The following is a 15,868-nucleotide window of genomic DNA, read 5'->3' as shown; positions in this document are numbered from 1 at the left end:
TCTCCTTGGGTGGGGTCGGGGGTGGGGCGCCGTGGCTCAGGCGTGGGTCGGGCGGGAGGCCGGCGGGGGTCAGGCGCTGTCGCGCCGGGCGGCGGCATCGCCGCGCCAGTGCACGGCCACGTCGCGGGACAGGGCGCGCGCGGCGGTGGTCAGGGGCGGCAGCAGCCGCCGCAGGTCGGCGCTGCGGGTGCGGGCGACCAGCGACAGCGCGGCCACGACGGTGCCGTCGGCGGCCCGGACGGGGGCGGCGACCGAGGCCGCGCCGATGGTCATCTCGTCGCGGGTGACGGCGTAGCCGTCGCGGCGGACCTCGGCCAGGCAGCGCCGCAGCCGCTCGGGGTCGGTGATGGTGCGGGGGGTGAGCGCGGGCAGCCCGGCGGCCAGCACCGCCTCGCGTTCCCGCTCGGGAGCGAAGGCCAGCAGCACCTTGCCGACGCCGGTGGCGTGCAGCGGCAGCGCCGACCCGACGTGGGTCACGATCGGCACCGAGCGGGTGCCGCGCAGCCGTTCCAGGTACAGGGCGCTGCCGTCGCGCAGGACGGCGAGCTGGACGTTGTCGTGCGTGGCCTCGTAGAGGTCCTCCATGTGGGGCAGCGCCAGCTCGCGCAGCCCGGTGACGGCCCCGGCCCGGGTCCCGATCCGCCACAGCCGGGTGCCGACGTGGTAGGTGCCGTCGGGGGCGCGTTCCAGGAAGTCGCCCGCCGTCAGCTCGCCGACCAGGCGGTGCCCGGTGGCGGGCGGCAGCCCCGCGCGGCGGCAGATCTCGCTGAGGGTGAGGCGGACCCCGCCGTCGGCGAACGCGTCCAGGATCGCCATCACCTTGCCCGCGACGCTCGGCGGGCGTGTCCGCTCGGCCACTTCGATCACTCCGGTCGTTCCTCGAGCACCCGCTGCGCGACGGCGAAGGCCGCGTTGGCGGCGGGAACCCCACAGTAGACGGCCGTCTGGAGGAGGACCTCCTTGATCTCCTCGGGGGTCAGGCCGTTGCGCAGCGCGGCCCGCACGTGCATCGCCAGCTCCTCCAGGTGGCCGCCGGCGACCAGGGCGGTGAGGGTGACGCAGCTGCGGGTGCGGCGGTCCAGGCCGGGCCGGGTCCAGATCTCGCCCCAGGCGTAGCGGGTGATGAGGTCCTGGAAGTCGGCGGTGAGGTCGCTGGTGCGGGCGACGGCGCGGTCCACGTGGGCGTCGCCGAGCACCTCGCGGCGGACCCTCATGCCCGCGGCGTGCCGCCGCGCGTCGTCCATCCTGCCGCCGTCCCTCGCGTCGCCGTCCATGGTGTCACCGTCCATCGCGGGTTCCCTCCAGATGCTTGATGATCGCTTCGGTGACGGGGCCGGGGCGTTCGGCGTTCGCCAGGTGCCCGGCGGCCTCGACGACCGTGTGGGCCGCGCCGGGGACGCCCTCGGCCAGGACCCGGCCGTGCCCGGCGGGCGGGGTCGGCAGGTCCTCGGCCCCGGAGATCACCAGCGTGGGCGTGGTGATCTCGCCGAGGCGGGCGGTCGCGTCGAACGCGGCCAGCGCGTCGCAGCACGCCGCGTATCCCTCGGGGTCGGTGGCGCGCAGCATCGCCGCGTAGGGCCCGGCGCCGGTGAAGCGCGGCGTGAACCAGCGGCCCGGCGCGGAGTCGGCGACCGGGCCGACGCCCTCGCGGCGGACCAGCGCGGCCCGGTCCCGCCACCCCTGCGGGTCGCCGAAGCGCGGCGAGGTGCAGCACAGTACGAGGGCGGTGAGGCGTTCGGGGGCGCGCAGCGCCAGGGCCGTGCCGACGGCCCCGCCGAGGGAGACCCCGGCGTAGGCGGCGCGGCCGACGCCGAGCCCGTCCAGGAGCGCCACGACGGCGTCGGCGAGGTCGTCGACGGTGAAGCCGGTCGCGGCCGGGGTTGCGCCGTGGCCCGGCAGGTCGTAGCGCACGACCCGGTACCGGGCGGTGAACGCCTCCATCTGCGGCCGCCACAGGTCGGCGGTGGTGCCCAGGGAGGGGCCGAGGACCAGCGGCGGCGCGTCCGCCGGGCCGTCGACGCGGTGGCGCAGGATCATGCGGGGCTCTTCCGGTAGGTCGCCAGCGCCCGGTCCACCAGCGCGGACGCCGCGCCGGTGCCGGCGGGCCCGCCGTGGTCGGCCAGGACGGCCAGCAGGCCGTCGAGGTTGGCGCGCATCCGGTCGGGGCGGACCTCCAGGCCGGGCAGCAGCTCGGCGGCGGTCGCGGCGGCGCCGCCGGCCAGCCGCAGGCACTCGCGCAGCGGCTGCCACTCGGCGTGCCACTCCCCCGCCGGGCGTTCCAGCGGCGCCGCCTGGGCGGCCAGCAGGATCTGCGCCTGCGCGGGGACCTGGAGCGCGGCCGACCGGATCAGGACGGCCAGGGCGGGGTTGCGCTTGTGCGGCATCGCCGAGGAGCCGCCGCGGCCGGGCCCGGCGGCCTCGGCGACCTCGTCGATCTCGCTCTGCGCCAGCACCGCCACATCGGTGGCGATCTTGCCGAGGGCCCCGGCGACCAGCGCCAGGGCCGCGCCGAGCTCGGCGACCGGGGTGCGGCGGGTGTGCCAGGGCAGGTCGGGCCGGGCCAGGCCGGTCTCGGCGGCGAACGCGGCCGCCAGGTCCAGCGCCCGGTCGCCGTAGGCGTCGAGCGTTCCGGCCGCGCCGCCGAGCTGGGCCGGCAGCGCCACGGCGGCCAGGCGGTCGCGGGCCTCCAGCAGGCCGAGCAGCCAGCCCGCCGCCTTCAGCCCGAACGTCACCGGCAGCGCCTGGCGGCCCAGGGTGCGGCCCGCCATGGGCGTGTCGCGGTGCCGTTCGGCGTGACCGGCCAGCGCGTCCAGTGCCGTGTTCAGGTCGGCGAGGATGACGCGCCTGGTCCGGTCCGCCACCAGCATCGCGGCGGTGTCCACGATGTCCTGGCTGGTCGCGCCCCGGTGGACGTGCTCGCCCGCCGCTCCGGCGAGCGCGCGCAGGTCCTTCACCAGCGGGACGACGGGGTTCCCGGCGCCGCGGGCCCGGCGGGCCAGCGCGGGCAGGTCGATCCGGTCGGCGTCCGCGGCGGCGGCGATGGCCTCGGCGGCCTCGCCGGGGATGATCCCCAGGCGGGCCTGGGCGCGGGCCAGCGCGGCCTCGGCGTCCAGCATCGCCTGGAGCCAGGCCCGGTCGCCGGTCGCCGCCTCGGCCCGCGTCCCGGCGCGGACCGGGGACAGCAGGCCGGCGTCGAGGCCGGTGTCGAGGTCGGAAGGGTCAGAAGGCAAAGAAGACCGTCTCCTGTTCGCCCTGCATGCGGATGTCGAAACGGTACGCCCGCTCCCCCTCGGCCGCGGCGACCAGGGTGGCCCGGCGGTCGGCGGGGACCTCGTTCAGCGCCGGGTCGGCGGCGTGGGCGGCGGTGTCCTCGGGGAAGTACAGGCGGGTGAACACCTGCCGCAGCAGGCCCCGCATGAACACCTGCACGGCGATGTAGGGCGCCGAGCCGTCCCCGGCCGCGCCGGGCCGGACGGTGGTGAAGTGGTAGCGGCCGTCGAGGTCGGTGGGGCAGCGGCCGAAGCCGGAGAACGCGTCGTCCTCGCGGCGCAGCGCGCCCTGCCTGCGGGGGACCCGGCCGTCGCCGTCGAGCTGCCAGATCTCCACGACCGCGTCGGGGACCGGGTCGCCCGCGCCGTCCAGGACGCGGCCGTGCAGCCTGATCGCGCCGGTCCGCCAGCCGGGGACCAGGTCGGGTCCGCCGTCGTAGGGCAGGGCGTAGCCGAAGAAGGGGCCGACGGTCTGCGAGGGGGTGGTCATGCGTCCTCCGTCGGGGTCTGGCCGAGCACGATGTCGAACTGGTAGCCCAGGGCCCACTCCGGCACGGTGGTGTCCAGGTCGAAGCGGGAGACCAGGCGCTGGCGGGCCTTCTCGTCGGGGATCGACTGGAAGATCGGGTCGTGGGCGAACAGCGGGTCGCCCGGGAAGTACATCTGGGTGACGAGCCGCTGGGTGAACGCCGTGCCGAACACCGAGAAGTGGATGTGGGCGGGCCGCCAGGCGTTGTGGTGGTTGCGCCACGGGTAGGCGCCCGGCTTGATCGTGACGAACCGGTAGCGGCCCTCGGCGTCGGTGAGGGTGCGGCCCGCGCCGGTGAAGTTGGGGTCCAGCGGCGCCGGGTGCTGGTCGCGCAGGTGGGCGTAGCGGCCGGTGGCGTTGGCCTGCCAGACCTCGACCAGCGCGCCCGGGACCGGGCGGCCGGTGGAGTCCAGCAGGCGGCCGGTGACGATGATGCGCTCGCCGATCGGCTCGGCCGGGTGCTGCTTGGTCAGGTCGTTGTCCAGCGCGCCGAGCTCGGCGTGCCCGAACACCGGGGAGGTCAGCTCCACGCTGTCGGGGCCGAGCTTGGGCAGCACCAGCTCCCGCGAGGGGGCCCGCAGGACGGTGCTCTTGTAGGCCGGGTACAGGTACGGGGGGTGGGTCACGGGTGGACCGCCTCCTTCAGCGGGGGTTCGGTGGCGGCGCGGATCTCGTCGGGGGTGACGCCGGGTGCGGTCTCCACCAGCACCAGGCCGTCGTCGGTGACGTCCAGCACGCCGAGGTCGGTGATGACGCGGTCGACGCAGCGCGCGCCGGTGAGCGGCAGCGCGCACTCGTTGACGATCTTGGGTGAGCCGTCGCGGGCGGTGTGGCTCATCACCACGATCACCTTGCGGGCGCCGTGCACCAGGTCCATCGCGCCGCCCATCCCCTTGATCATCTTTCCGGGGACCGACCAGTTGGCCAGGTCGCCGCGGGCCGAGACCTGCATGGCGCCGAGCACGGCGATGTCGATGTGGCCGCCGCGGATCATGCCGAACGACAGCGAGGAGTCGAACGCCGCCGCGCCGGGCAGCAGGGTGACGGTCTCCTTGCCCGCGTTGATGAGGTCGGGGTCGACCTCGTCCTCGGTCGGGTAGGGGCCGACGCCGAGGACGCCGTTCTCGGCGTGCAGCACCACCTGGCGCCCCTCGGGCAGGAAGCCGGGGATCAGGGTGGGCAGGCCGATGCCGAGGTTGACGTAGGCGCCGTCGGGGAGTTCGGCGGCGGCGCGGGCGGCGATCTGTTCGCGGGTCCAGGGCATCAGCGCGTCGTCCTCTTCTCGATGGGCTTGTCGGCGGCCTGCTCGGGGGTGAGCGGGAGGACGCGCTGCACGAACACGCCCGGCAGGTGCACGGCGTCGGGGTCGAGGTCGCCGGGCTCGACCAGCTCCTCCACCTCGGCGACCGTGATCCGCCCGGCCATCGCGGCGAGGGGGTTGAAGTTGCGGGCGGCCTGGTGGAACACGAGGTTGCCGTGCCGGTCGCCCCGGGCCGCGCGCACCAGGGCGAAGTCGGTGGTGATGGCCTCCTCCAGCACGTAGGAGCGGCCGCCGAACTCGCGGACCTCCTTGGGCGGGGAGGCGACCGCCACGCTGCCGTCGGCGTGGTAGCGCCAGGGCAGCCCGCCCTCGGCGACCAGGGTGCCGACCCCGGCGGGGGTGTAGAACGCCGGGATGCCCGAGCCCCCGGCGCGCAGCCGTTCGGCGAGGGTGCCCTGCGGCATCAGCTCGACCTCGATCTCGCCGGCCAGGTACTGGCGGGCGAACTCCTTGTTCTCGCCCACGTAGGAGCCCATGGCGCGGGCGATCCGCCCGGCGGCCAGCAACTGCCCGAGGCCCCGGCCGTCCAGGCCGCAGTTGTTGGACACGACCCGCAGGCCGGTCGAGCCCCGGTCGTACAGGGCGCCGATGAGGACCGCGGGCACGCCGCACAGCCCGAAGCCGCCGACCGCCAGCGACGCCCCGTCGCCGATGTCGGCGACGGCCTGCTCTGCCGAGGCCACGACCTTGTCGAGTGTCACGCCGAGGTGCCCCCTTCCGCTGAGTGGAACAACACCGCCCTCACCTTCCCAGGTTCCCCGGGAGGCGGGCACGGGCGCTTTCCGCTCAGCGGAAAAGGGCGGCTATCCGGCGGGGAGCGCCTCCGGGAGGCCGAAGTAGGGGAACAGCGTGGTGTCGAGGAACGCCGCCACGTGCGAGATCCGCCCGTCCGCGATGGTGACGACCTCGAGCTGGAACGGGTGGTAGGCGCCGTCCGGGCCGCGCCGGTACATCCCGAACGCGGGCTGCCCGTTGGCCGCGGTCGGCACCATGCGCAGGTCGCCGGGCGACGGGGCGCACTGGGCGGCGATGAGCCGGGCGATGTGGTCAATGCCGGAGAACCACTGTGGGAAAGGCGGCATCTCCCAGGTCGCGTCCTGCTTGAACAGCTCCACCAGGGCCGCGATGTCGGCGTCCTCGAACGCCCTGGCGTAGCGCTCCAGCAGGGCGCGCTGCTCGGGGTCGGTGGGCTCGGCCAGCTCGTCGCGCTCGGGGGCGGCCTGCTCCAACTGGGCGCGGGCGCGCTGCAGGGCGCTGTTGACCGAGGCGACCGAGGTGTCGAACAGCTCGGCGACCTCGGCGGCCTTCCACTTGAGGACGTCCCGCAGGATCAGCACGACCCGCTGCTTGGCGGGCAGGTGCTGGAGCGCGGCGATGAACGCCAGCCGGGTGCTCTCGCGGGCCGCCACGATCGTCGCCGGGTCGGAGGGGTCGGCGTCCAGCACGGTGTCGGGCACCGGCTCCAGCCAGGGCACCTCGGGCGAGGCGAAGACCGGCCGCTCCGGCTCGTCGGTGGGCGCGCCCAGCCCGGACGGCATGGGCCGCCTGCCGCGCTGCTCGATGGCGGTCAGGCACGCGTTGGTGGCGATCCGGTACAGCCAGGTCCGCAGCGAGGAGCGTCCCTCGAAGTCGTCGTAGGACCGCCAGGCCCGCAGGTAGGTCTCCTGGAGCAGGTCCTCGGCGTCGTGGATGGAGCCGAGCATCCGGTAGCAGTGCGCCAGCAGCTCGCGCCGGTAGGGGTCGACGAGTTCCTGGAAGGCCCTGTCCTGCTCGATCGTGCTGTTGCCCATGGTCGTCACCTCGGTCTGCTGCACAGCGGCAATGCCCTGCCTCCGACGTTAGGACACCCCACCGACAAAACGGAGGGGAACCACGGCAACCGCGGTGGCCTCCCGTGGCCGCAGTGCCGAAAGCGAACCAAATCGAAAAAATGTTCGGCTTCGGCGATGCTTCCGGCGCCGGTCCACGGTCGGTACTGGCGACCGTACCGAGACGGAGAGGACCACGATGGACATCGCCACCACGTCGGGGGACGGCGCCCCGCCGCGCGCCGGGCGGCGGGAGTGGACGGGGCTGGCCGTGCTGACGCTGCCCACGCTGCTGCTGGCCCTGGACATGAGCGTGCTGTACCTGGCGCTGCCGCGGCTGAGCGCCGACCTCGGCGCGGACGCCGTCGAACAACTGTGGATCATGGATGTGTACGGCTTCATGATCGCCGGGTTCCTGGTGACGATGGGCTCGCTGGGCGACCGGATCGGCCGCCGCCGCCTGCTGCTGGTGGGCTCGGCGGCGTTCGCCGCCGCGTCGGTGCTGGCCGCCTGCTCCACCGGTCCGGCCATGCTGATCGGGGCCCGCGCGGTGCTGGGGATCGCGGGCGCGACGCTGATGCCGTCCACGCTGGCGCTGATCGGGAACATGTTCGCCGACGCCCGGCAGCGCGGCGTGGCGATCGCGGTGTGGATGAGCGCGTTCATGGGCGGCACGGCGGTCGGGCCGCTGGTCGGCGGGGCTCTGCTGGAGCACTTCTGGTGGGGGTCGGCGTTCCTGCTGGGCGTGCCGGTGATGGTGCTGCTGATGGCCACCGCGCCGTTCCTGCTGCCCGAGTACCGCGACCCGCGCGGCGGGCGTCTCGACCTCGCCAGCGTGGCGCTGTCGCTGGGCGCGGTCCTGCCGCTGGTCTACGGGCTGAAGGAGATCGCCAGGCAGGGCCCGGCGGCGGGCCCGGCGCTGGCGGCGGTGGCCGGGCTGGCGGTGGGCGCGCTGTTCGTCCGGCGGCAGCGGCGGCTGGCCGACCCGCTGCTGGACCTGCGGCTGGTCGCCGACCGGTCGATCCGCGCGGGGTTGACGATCATGCTGCTGGGCGCGGTGACGATGGTCGGCAGCTTCCTGCTGATCAGCCTGTACCTCCAGCTGGTGGCGGGGCTGTCGCCGTTCGTCGCGGGCCTGTGGACGATCCCGGGCGCGGTCGCGATGGTGGCGGGCACGACGCTGTCGCCGCTGGCGGCCCGGCGGCTGCGCCCGGCGTACGTGCTGGCGGCCGGCATGGCGGTCGCCGCGACCGGCCTGCTGCTGATCGCCCAGGTACGGGACTCCTCCGACGTGGGTGTGCTGGTGCTCGGGCACGTGGTCGTCTGTTTCGGCGCCGGGCCGATGGGGGCGATCTGCACCGAGCTGGTGCTGGGCGCGGCCCCGCCGGAACGGGCCGGGTCGGCGTCGGCGATGTCGGAGACCAGCGCCGAGTTCGGCATCGCGCTGGGCGTCGCCGCGCTGGGCAGCCTGGCCGGGGCCGTCTACCGCGCCGACCTGGAGGTTCCCGGCGGCGTCCCCGGCGACGCGGCGGCGGCCGCGCGCGGAGGGATCACGGGTGCGGCGGAGGCGGCCGGGCGGCTGCCGGGCGCGGCCGGCGCCGAGCTGCTGGAGGCCGCGCGGGCGGCGTTCGTGACCGGGTTGCAGGTGACCGTCGTCCTCAGCGCGGTGCTGGCGGCCGGGCTGGCGGTGCTGGCGGCGGTGACGCTGCGCCATCTGCGCCCGACGGAGGCCGCGCCGGACGGGGCGCGAAGGGATCCTGTTCCGGTCGCCGACTGAGCATGGACGCGCGGGCCTCGTGCCGTCACGATGGGGACGGGCGATCCGAGGCGGGGTCATGGGCGTTTTCGAGGCCGAGCGGGACGACTCCCCCATGTCCGCCGACCCGGTGGCCTCCCTGGTCGAGGCCGACCGGGGTTCCTGCACCCCCGAGCAGCGCGCGCTGTTCCGCTACGAGCTGGCGCGGGCGATCGGGGCCGGTTACGGGCGGGTGCTGCTGCTGCGGATCGCGCGGCCGGTGCCCGTCCGCGGGGCGGTGCGCGGGCCCGCCGTCCGGGCGTTCCTGCGGCTGGCGGTCCTCGGGGCGTGGCCCTACGCGGTGACCACCGCCATCGGGGCGAACCTGACCGTGCGGTCCCACCTGTACGGCGCGCTGCTGTCGGTGGTCTGCACGCTGATGCTGGCGATGGCGTGGGCCGGGTGGCGGTACGCCGAGCGCAGCGCCGCCCCCGTGGGCGAGATGCTGTGCACCTCCCCCGACGCGGAGGCGTTCGTCTCCTGGCTGGCGCGGACGCAGCGCCTCGCGCCGCAGCTCGCGTGCTCGCTGACGGGGCTGGGCCTCGGCGTGTGCTCGGCGTACGCGAACTTCTCGCGTCCCGGCGGCACCGGCACCTCCGCGCTGGCACCGTACCTGCCCGCCGCGTGGGCGGGCTTCCTCGGCGGCGGCGTCCTGTACTGGTTCTTCGTGCTCGCGCGGGTGCCGCTGCGGCTGCGCCGCGCCGCGCACCTGCGGCTGTCGTGGCTGGACCCGGCGCACACCCCCGGCATCGTGCGGCTGTGCACCTGCTACGTCCTGGTCTCCACGGGCCTCGGGGCGGGGGTCGTCGTGATCGAGGCGGCCGGGGTGGCGGTCGCGACCGGGCGGACGCCGGGGCTGCTCGACGCGTTCGTGTTCGGGTTCCCGGTCTTCGCCGCGGCGCTGGCCCTGTACGCGGGGGTGCAGCCGTTCTGGACGCTGTCGCGGATCGTGCGCTCCTACCAGCAGGAGGCGTTCGGCCCGCTGCTGACGCAGGTGGCGCGGCCGCCGCACACCCTGCTCCTCGACCCGGCGATGCGGGAGGCGCTGGAGACCTACCGGAGCCTGCGCGCGCTGCGCACCCTGCCGGTCCGCACGTGGGCGATCCTCCAGTACGTCACCGGCATCCTCGCCTCCCTGATCATCTTCTTCCTCCAGGGGATCCTCAAGTAATTCTCACCTTGAGAAAATTCCGGTCCCCAGTTATCGTCCAAGTGACGACAACGGAGGGGGTCCCGATGGCGGACATCCAGCGGCGGCCGTTCCTGCGCCACCTGCGCGGCGCGCCCACCAGCTACGTGCGGCACCTGCGCGGCGGGCGCGTCGCGCACGAGGGCACGGGGATCTCGTTCTGGTTCCGGCCGCTGTCGGCGGCGATCAGCGAGGTGCCGGTGGACGACCGGGAGCTGCCGATGCTGTTCCACGCCCGCACCGCCGACTTCCAGGACGTCGCCGTGCAGGCGACCGTCACCTACCGGATCGGCGACCCGGCGCTGGCGGCGCGGCGGCTGGACTTCGCGATCGACCCCGGCACCGGGCGGTGGCGGTCGGCGCCGCTGGACCAGGTCGCCGCGATGCTCACCGAGATCGCCCAGCAGCACGCGCTGACCCGGCTGGCGCGCATCCCGCTGCGGGAGGCGATCACCGACGGCCCCGCCGCCGTCCGCGACGACGTGGCGGCTGGCCTGGACGGCGACGCGCGCCTCACCGACACCGGCGTCACCGTGGTCGGCGTGCGGGTCGTCGCGGTACGGCCCGAGGCCGAGGTGGAGCGGGCGTTGCAGACGCCCGCCCGCGAGCGGGTGCAGCAGGAGGCCGACCGCGCCACCTACGAGCGCCGCGCGCTGGCCGTCGAACGCGAGCGCGCCATCGCCGAGAACGAGATGCAGAACCAGATCGAGCTGGCCGCCCGCGAGCAGGCCCTGGTCGCCCGGCGCGGCGCCAACGACCGGCGCCGCGCCGAGGAGGAGGCCGCGGCCGCGTGGGTCGAGGCCCAGGCCCGCGCCGAACGCGACAAGCTCGCCGCCGCCGCGCAGGCCGAGGCCCGGCGCGCGGTGGGCGCGGCCGAGGCCGACGCGCAGGCCGCGCAGCTCGCCGCCTACCGCGACGCCGACCCGGCCGTCCTGCTGGCGCTGGCCGCCCGCGCGGTCGCCGAGCACCTGCCGGAGATCGGGCAGCTCCACGTGGCGCCCGACGTGGTGGCCACCGCGCTGGCCAGGCTCGGCGGGCCCCGGTGACGCTCGCGCCCCGCGCGGTGGTGGTCCACCGCCGCACCGAGTACGACGGGCTGCTGGCCCGGCACGGCACGCGCGGCCAGGCCGATTTCCACCTGCGCACGCGGGGCCGCGGCATCGCCGAGGTGGAAGCGGCCCACATCCGGGTGACGCGGGCGCGGGCCGAGGTCGCCGCGGCCGTTCCTCCGCGCTGGCGGCGCGGCGCGGTGGAGCGCGCCGACCTGGACCGGTTCCTGTTCGCGCCGGACGACCTGGTGGTGGTCGTCGGCCAGGACGGCCTGGTCGCCAACACCGCCAAGTACCTGGACGGCCAGCCGGTGATCGGCCTGAACCCCGATCCCGGCCGCAACCCCGGCGTGCTCGTCCCGCACCCGGTCGCGGCCTGCGCCGACCTGCTGCGGGACGCGGCGGCGGGCCGCGCCGCGACCGAGGACCGGGTGATGGCGGCGGCCGTCACCGACGACCGGCGCTCGCTGACCGCCCTCAACGAGATCTACGTCGGCCACCCCTCCCACCAGTCCGCGCGCTACCGCCTGGCCGGGGAGCGCCAGTCGTCCTCGGGCGTGCTGGTGGCGACCGGCACGGGCGCGACGGGGTGGGCGCGTTCGGTGTGGCGGGAGCGCGGCGGCCCGCCGCTGCCGGAACCGACCGAACGGGGCCTGGCCTGGTTCGTCCGCGAGGCGTGGCCCTCGCCCGCGACCGGGACGGCGCTCACCGAGGGCCGCCTCGGCCCCGGCGAGTCGCTGTCGCTGGTCTGCGAGACCGACGGCCTCGTCGTGTTCGGCGACGGCGTCGAGTCCGACCGCCTCGTCCTGTCCTGGGGCCAGCAGGTGGAGGTCACCCTGGCGTCCCGCACGCTCCGGCTGGTGCGCTAGAACCCGAAGCCGCCGGGCCGTCCGTTGCGGTCGGCCAGCAGCCCCGCCAGCGTCGCGACCGCGATCTCGGCGGGGGTGCGGGACCCGATGTTGAGCCCGACCGGGCGGTGCACACGAGCGATGGCGTCCTCGGAAACCCCCAGGGCGCGCAGCGCCGGAACATGCGGGGCGGGGTGGCGGGGATTGCCCATGACACCGACCCAGCGGACCGGCTGGGCCAGGACATCCCGCAGCACCTCCCCCAGCTCGGGGCGGTGATGGTCGGTGACCACCACATCGGCGGTGCCGTCGAGCTCCGGAACGCGCACCAGGGCGTCCCCGCCCTCACCCGCAGGATCCACCAGCAGGCAGGCAAAACCCAGGTCGAGCCCGTAACGCAGCAGATACTCCGCCACAGGCGAGGCGAACACGGCGACCAGCGTGCGCTCCCCAGCAGAGCCGCCGACACGACCATGCGCCACATCACACGCGGGATCGTCCTCACGAGAAAGCCCCATGCGAAGCAGTCTCCCAAACCGGCTACGTGAGCCCGCCTTCCCGTCGCCCGCTCCACCACCTTCTCAGGTCAGAGGATTGATCATCCCCCTGATGACCAGGGACCAAGATCCTTTGTCACTCATTTGCCACCCGGAGCCAGCGTGATCATGTGTTCGACCGCGACACGAATCCCCCCGGCGGCACCTCCCGGCCCCCGAGTCGAACAAGATCCAGAGCCTTCGCCAACCGTCGCCCGCGCGGCGTCGCGGCCCCGGCCGCAGGAACGGCACGCAGCCCTACGCCCCATCCTTGATCCCGTCTCCAGCACGGCGATCGAGGAAGCTCAGGCGGGGCCCTCACTGCCCGCTGGCAAGACACCTGCCACACCGCCGGGGATCGCACATCTGGTCAAGGCGACCGGCATGAGCCGTCCGTGGATCTACCAACGGCTTCGCGAACTCGCCGACACCGGCCGCGTCACCCAGGTCTCCCGAGGCCGCTGGCGCGCGATGCCCGAACACGTTCGGTGACTTGTCCACGTCTATGTCTACGCGCGCGCGCCTGCACGTATGGCGGACAGACGAGCCGTAGACGAAGACGTGGACAATCACGCAACGTAACGAAAGGACGGTGATGCCAGATGCCGGAACTCGATGACAACGACCGCAAGTGGGCGCATCGCCAAGCCGCCCGCGCACCGAAGTGGACCGAAGCGAAACGCCAGCGGATCAACTCGATCGTTCAGGCACCGAGAAGACGCAAGGAGCGGGACCCTCGGCTGAGGGTCCCCGCTCGCTTTCCAGATCCGGTCAGTCCGCCGGACGCCACAGCGGTCCGAGACGGTCGGGCTTCCACCGCGTTCGGCCGTTCGCAGGGTCGACCAGCACTGAGATCAGCGCCTCCTCGATGTAGAGCGTGAGGTTCGGCCACTCCTCACGCAGCCGGACGGGCCGCGCCGCCGCCCCGTACGTGCGAGAGATCCGCTGTGGCCTCGCCCGCCATGCCGCCATGCCGCCGTGAGGTCGGTGATATTGGCCCGGACCTGAGCCAACCCGTCTTCACGCGACCACGGTTCCGGCTTCTCGTCCCCGCCCCGCCGCCGTGCCTCCTCCCCGTATTTGGTGATCATCGTTTCCGCGAGTACCGCGTCCACCTTGGGACCGGGGATGCTGACGACCCCCGCAGCCACCCGAGCTTTTGGCAGGGCACGCGTAGTGGAAGAGGCCGGGGGGCTTCGTGCGGCTGGCATGTGTCTTCACCGCGCGCAGCTTCGCGCCGCAGCCCGGCTCGCCGCAGCGTGGCGTTCCTGTGAACAGGTACTTCCTGCTGTTCCCTCAGCATCTCGATCGGATCACCTGCGCGGCCTGAAGACAGACCGCACGGTGTCATCACGATGCGCCACGGAGGCAGCTCCGCGGTGGTCAGCGCAGGTCGCGGCGGAGGAAGAGCACGAGGCCGGTGGTGAACAGCACCGCGGTGACGGGAAACGGAGCCCACAGCGCGGTCGCGTTCGGGCCGTTGGCGAGCATGTTGCCGTCCAGGTACCACGACCAGGGGCTGAGAGAGCGGAACGGGCCGCCGGTGAGCAGGTTCTGGGTCAGGTAGCCCAACACGGCGGTCGCGGCGGCCCCCGCGACGGCGGGGCCGCGCCCGCCGGTGGCCGCGCCGATCGCGAACGCCAGCGTGGTGTGCGTCAGGGCCAGACCGAACGCCGCCGCGCACGCGCCGGCCACATGTGCCGCGGCGATACCGTCCAGCGCGCCGAACAACGGTCCGAGCACCGTCAACGCCGCTGCGAACACGATCACCACGGCTGCGACCTGCACCACGGCCGCCAGATAGCGTTCGGCGGCGACGCGGCGGCGGGTGACCGGGTTGGCCAGCAGCGGTTCCAGGGTGCCCTCCTCTTCGGCCCCGCCGATGGCGCGGGCCCCGGCGCCGATGCCCAGCACCAGCAGCAGGATGGGGAGCATGGTGGCGAACAGTCGTGCCTGCAGGAAGCCCGCCGGTGAGTTCAGCGGCACCTCGGCCTGGTGACCGATCATCGCCCGGACCGTTTCCGGCAGGTCGGCCACCAGGTCGTTCAGGGAGGCCTGATCTTTCAGGGACGGGTACAGCGACACCGTGAACAGCACCAGGCCGATCACGCCGAGGGACCACCATGCCAGGGTGCGTCGCCGGTCGGTCAGCAGCCGTGTTCCCACTGTCAGCGTGCTCATGACCGGGCCTCCCCACTGGTCGTGCTCTCGGCCGCCGGGATGTCGCGATCGGGGTGGTAGTAGCGCAGGAACACCTCGTCCAGGTCGGCCTCGTGGCTGACGACGCGCACGACTCCCAGCGGGGCGGCGGCGTTGAAGACCGCGGCCGCCGATCCGTCGATCACCAGGCGCAGTACCGCGCCGGGGCCGGTCGGTCCGTTCCCGGTCATCACCTGGGCTTCCACGACTTCGGTGATCTCGGCGAACGCGGCGGGACGGGGCCGTTGTTCCAGATGCAGGTCGATGCGCTGGCGGGCCTGACGGCGCAGTTCCTCGACGCCGGCGATGGTCACCAGTCGCCCTTCGCGCAGGATCGCCACCCGGTGCGCGAGCAGTTCCACCTCCGGCAGCACGTGGCTGGACAGCAGCACCGTGGCACCGTCGGCGGCCAGTTCCCGTACCAGTGCCTGGAACTCGTGCTGGAGCAGCGGATCCAGTCCCGACGACGGCTCGTCCAGGAGCAGCAGTTCGGGTCGGTGCGCGGTCGCCGCCACGATGCCGACCTTGCGGCGGTTGCCCGTGGACAGCTCGCCCACGCGCCGCCGCGGATCCAGGTCGAACCGCTCCAGCAGTTCCGACACCCAGCGCCGGTCGTGGCCGCCGCGCAGCCTGCCATAGAAGTCGAGCAGGTCGCTGGCGGTGTAACGCGGGTCGATGCGCAGTTCGGCGGGCAGATAGCCGATCCTGCGGCGGACCTCGGGGTCGGCTCCGGAACCGCCCAGGACCCGTGCGGTTCCGGAGGTGGGACGCAGGAAGTCCAGCAGCAGCCGGATGGTGGTGGTCTTGCCCGCGCCGTTGGGGCCCAGGTAGCCCAGGATCTCGCCGCGCGAGACCTCCAGGTTCAGGTCCTCCAGGGCGTGGACCGCACCGAAGTGCTTGGTCAGGGCGGTGGTGACGATGGCGGCGTGCGCGCTCATGGCCGCTCTCCGAGAAGTCGTCGGGACAGGACCGCCGACCAGACTTCCCGGCACACCTGAACCGACCATACGCCTCCACCACGCCGATGCCCAGCCCCTGATCGAGCGCGCTGTGTCACCCGCCGCGCTGTCCTTGGTGGCGGTTTCCGCTCGGCGACGGGATAACCGGGATCGTCCCGCTGGGCCCGGGGCAGAGAGGCTGTCCCGGGTTGGTCGAGCCGACGCTGTTCGCGGTGCGGTGCCTGGGTGGAATGCAGCGTGCGCTGTTGACATGCCCATGGTCCCTGGGCCGGGGACCGACGCAGATGATGGCTTTTCGGATCCAGGGCCTGATCGGTGACGTGCGCCAGAGTGCGGAAGGGGGAGCAAACGACAACCCGCAGGGCG

Annotated in this window: 16 protein-coding genes; 4 read left to right on the top strand and 12 right to left on the bottom strand. The window is 74.1% G+C overall.

Features of this window, described 5'->3' with window-relative positions; translation table 11 throughout:
- Positions 1-69: 69 nt before the first annotated feature.
- The 9 genes from HNR61_RS21425 to HNR61_RS21390 form a co-directional block, all read right to left on the bottom strand.
- Positions 70-867 carry an IclR family transcriptional regulator gene (locus HNR61_RS21425; protein WP_312898017.1) on the bottom strand — a complete coding sequence of 266 codons (798 nt, stop codon included), beginning with the start codon at positions 865-867 and terminating at the stop codon, positions 70-72.
- On the bottom strand, positions 864-1,289 hold the full coding sequence (pcaC, locus tag HNR61_RS50015; protein WP_312898016.1) for a 4-carboxymuconolactone decarboxylase: 426 nt from the start codon (positions 1,287-1,289) through the stop codon (positions 864-866). Before pcaC ends, HNR61_RS21425 begins: the two co-directional genes overlap by 4 nt.
- The gene (pcaD, locus tag HNR61_RS50010; protein ID WP_312898015.1) at positions 1,279-2,037 is read right to left on the bottom strand and encodes a 3-oxoadipate enol-lactonase; all 759 of its coding nucleotides are present in this window, start codon (positions 2,035-2,037) and stop codon (positions 1,279-1,281) included. The genes pcaC and pcaD overlap by 11 nt, the downstream gene beginning before the upstream one ends.
- Entirely contained in the window at positions 2,034-3,230 is a 1,197-nt protein-coding gene (pcaB, locus tag HNR61_RS21415) for a 3-carboxy-cis,cis-muconate cycloisomerase (protein WP_182844946.1), read from the bottom strand. The genes pcaD and pcaB overlap by 4 nt, the downstream gene beginning before the upstream one ends.
- Entirely contained in the window at positions 3,220-3,759 is a 540-nt protein-coding gene (gene pcaG, locus HNR61_RS21410; RefSeq protein WP_182844945.1) for a protocatechuate 3,4-dioxygenase subunit alpha, read from the bottom strand. Before pcaG ends, pcaB begins: the two co-directional genes overlap by 11 nt.
- Positions 3,756-4,424, bottom strand: a complete 669-nt coding sequence (gene pcaH, locus HNR61_RS21405; protein WP_182844944.1) for a protocatechuate 3,4-dioxygenase subunit beta — start codon at positions 4,422-4,424, stop codon at positions 3,756-3,758. The genes pcaG and pcaH overlap by 4 nt, the downstream gene beginning before the upstream one ends.
- Positions 4,421-5,062, bottom strand: coding sequence for a CoA transferase subunit B (locus HNR61_RS21400; protein ID WP_182844943.1), 642 nt, complete (start codon positions 5,060-5,062; stop codon positions 4,421-4,423). Before HNR61_RS21400 ends, pcaH begins: the two co-directional genes overlap by 4 nt.
- Positions 5,062-5,820, bottom strand: a complete 759-nt coding sequence (locus tag HNR61_RS21395) for a CoA transferase subunit A (RefSeq protein WP_182844942.1) — start codon at positions 5,818-5,820, stop codon at positions 5,062-5,064. Before HNR61_RS21395 ends, HNR61_RS21400 begins: the two co-directional genes overlap by 1 nt.
- A gap of 102 nt (positions 5,821-5,922) precedes the next feature.
- Positions 5,923-6,909 (bottom strand): sigma-70 family RNA polymerase sigma factor, encoded by a 987-nt coding sequence (locus HNR61_RS21390; protein ID WP_182844941.1) that lies wholly within the window; start codon positions 6,907-6,909, stop codon positions 5,923-5,925.
- A gap of 223 nt (positions 6,910-7,132) precedes the next feature.
- Between HNR61_RS21390 and HNR61_RS21385 the strand changes: the two genes are divergently transcribed.
- The 4 genes from HNR61_RS21385 (at position 7,133) to HNR61_RS21370 (ending at position 11,829) form a co-directional block, all read left to right on the top strand.
- On the top strand, positions 7,133-8,704 hold the full coding sequence (locus tag HNR61_RS21385; protein ID WP_376770268.1) for an MFS transporter: 1,572 nt from the start codon (positions 7,133-7,135) through the stop codon (positions 8,702-8,704).
- A 58-nt stretch (positions 8,705-8,762) separates the two neighbouring features.
- Complete coding sequence (locus HNR61_RS21380; protein ID WP_182844939.1) at positions 8,763-9,893, top strand: hypothetical protein; 1,131 nt, start codon at positions 8,763-8,765, stop codon at positions 9,891-9,893.
- Positions 9,894-9,958: 65 nt separating this feature from the next.
- Complete coding sequence (locus tag HNR61_RS21375) at positions 9,959-10,957, top strand: SPFH domain-containing protein (protein WP_182844938.1); 999 nt, start codon at positions 9,959-9,961, stop codon at positions 10,955-10,957.
- Entirely contained in the window at positions 10,954-11,829 is an 876-nt protein-coding gene (locus HNR61_RS21370; RefSeq protein ID WP_182844937.1) for a diacylglycerol kinase catalytic domain-containing protein, read from the top strand. The genes HNR61_RS21375 and HNR61_RS21370 overlap by 4 nt, the downstream gene beginning before the upstream one ends.
- Here HNR61_RS21370 and HNR61_RS21365 read toward each other — a convergent pair.
- The 3 genes from HNR61_RS21365 to HNR61_RS21355 all read right to left on the bottom strand — a co-directional run bounded on the left by HNR61_RS21365 (position 11,826) and on the right by HNR61_RS21355 (position 15,481).
- Positions 11,826-12,239, bottom strand: a complete 414-nt coding sequence (locus HNR61_RS21365) for an XdhC family protein (RefSeq protein ID WP_312898014.1) — start codon at positions 12,237-12,239, stop codon at positions 11,826-11,828. The genes HNR61_RS21370 and HNR61_RS21365 overlap by 4 nt on opposite strands.
- A 1,488-nt stretch (positions 12,240-13,727) precedes the next feature.
- Positions 13,728-14,525, bottom strand: a complete 798-nt coding sequence (locus tag HNR61_RS21360) for an ABC transporter permease subunit (RefSeq protein ID WP_182844935.1) — start codon at positions 14,523-14,525, stop codon at positions 13,728-13,730.
- Positions 14,522-15,481: an ABC transporter ATP-binding protein gene (locus tag HNR61_RS21355; protein WP_182844934.1), complete on the bottom strand. Its 960-nt coding sequence runs from the start codon at positions 15,479-15,481 to the stop codon at positions 14,522-14,524. Before HNR61_RS21355 ends, HNR61_RS21360 begins: the two co-directional genes overlap by 4 nt.
- Between the last annotated feature and the right edge of the window lie 387 nt (positions 15,482-15,868).

Origin of the sequence: Actinomadura kijaniata (genome assembly GCF_014138665.1) — a bacterium.
Lineage (GTDB): Bacteria > Actinomycetota > Actinomycetes > Streptosporangiales > Streptosporangiaceae > Spirillospora > Spirillospora kijaniata.
Note: the sequence above shows the minus strand (reverse complement) of the source record. Positions and strands in the feature narration are given on the sequence as shown.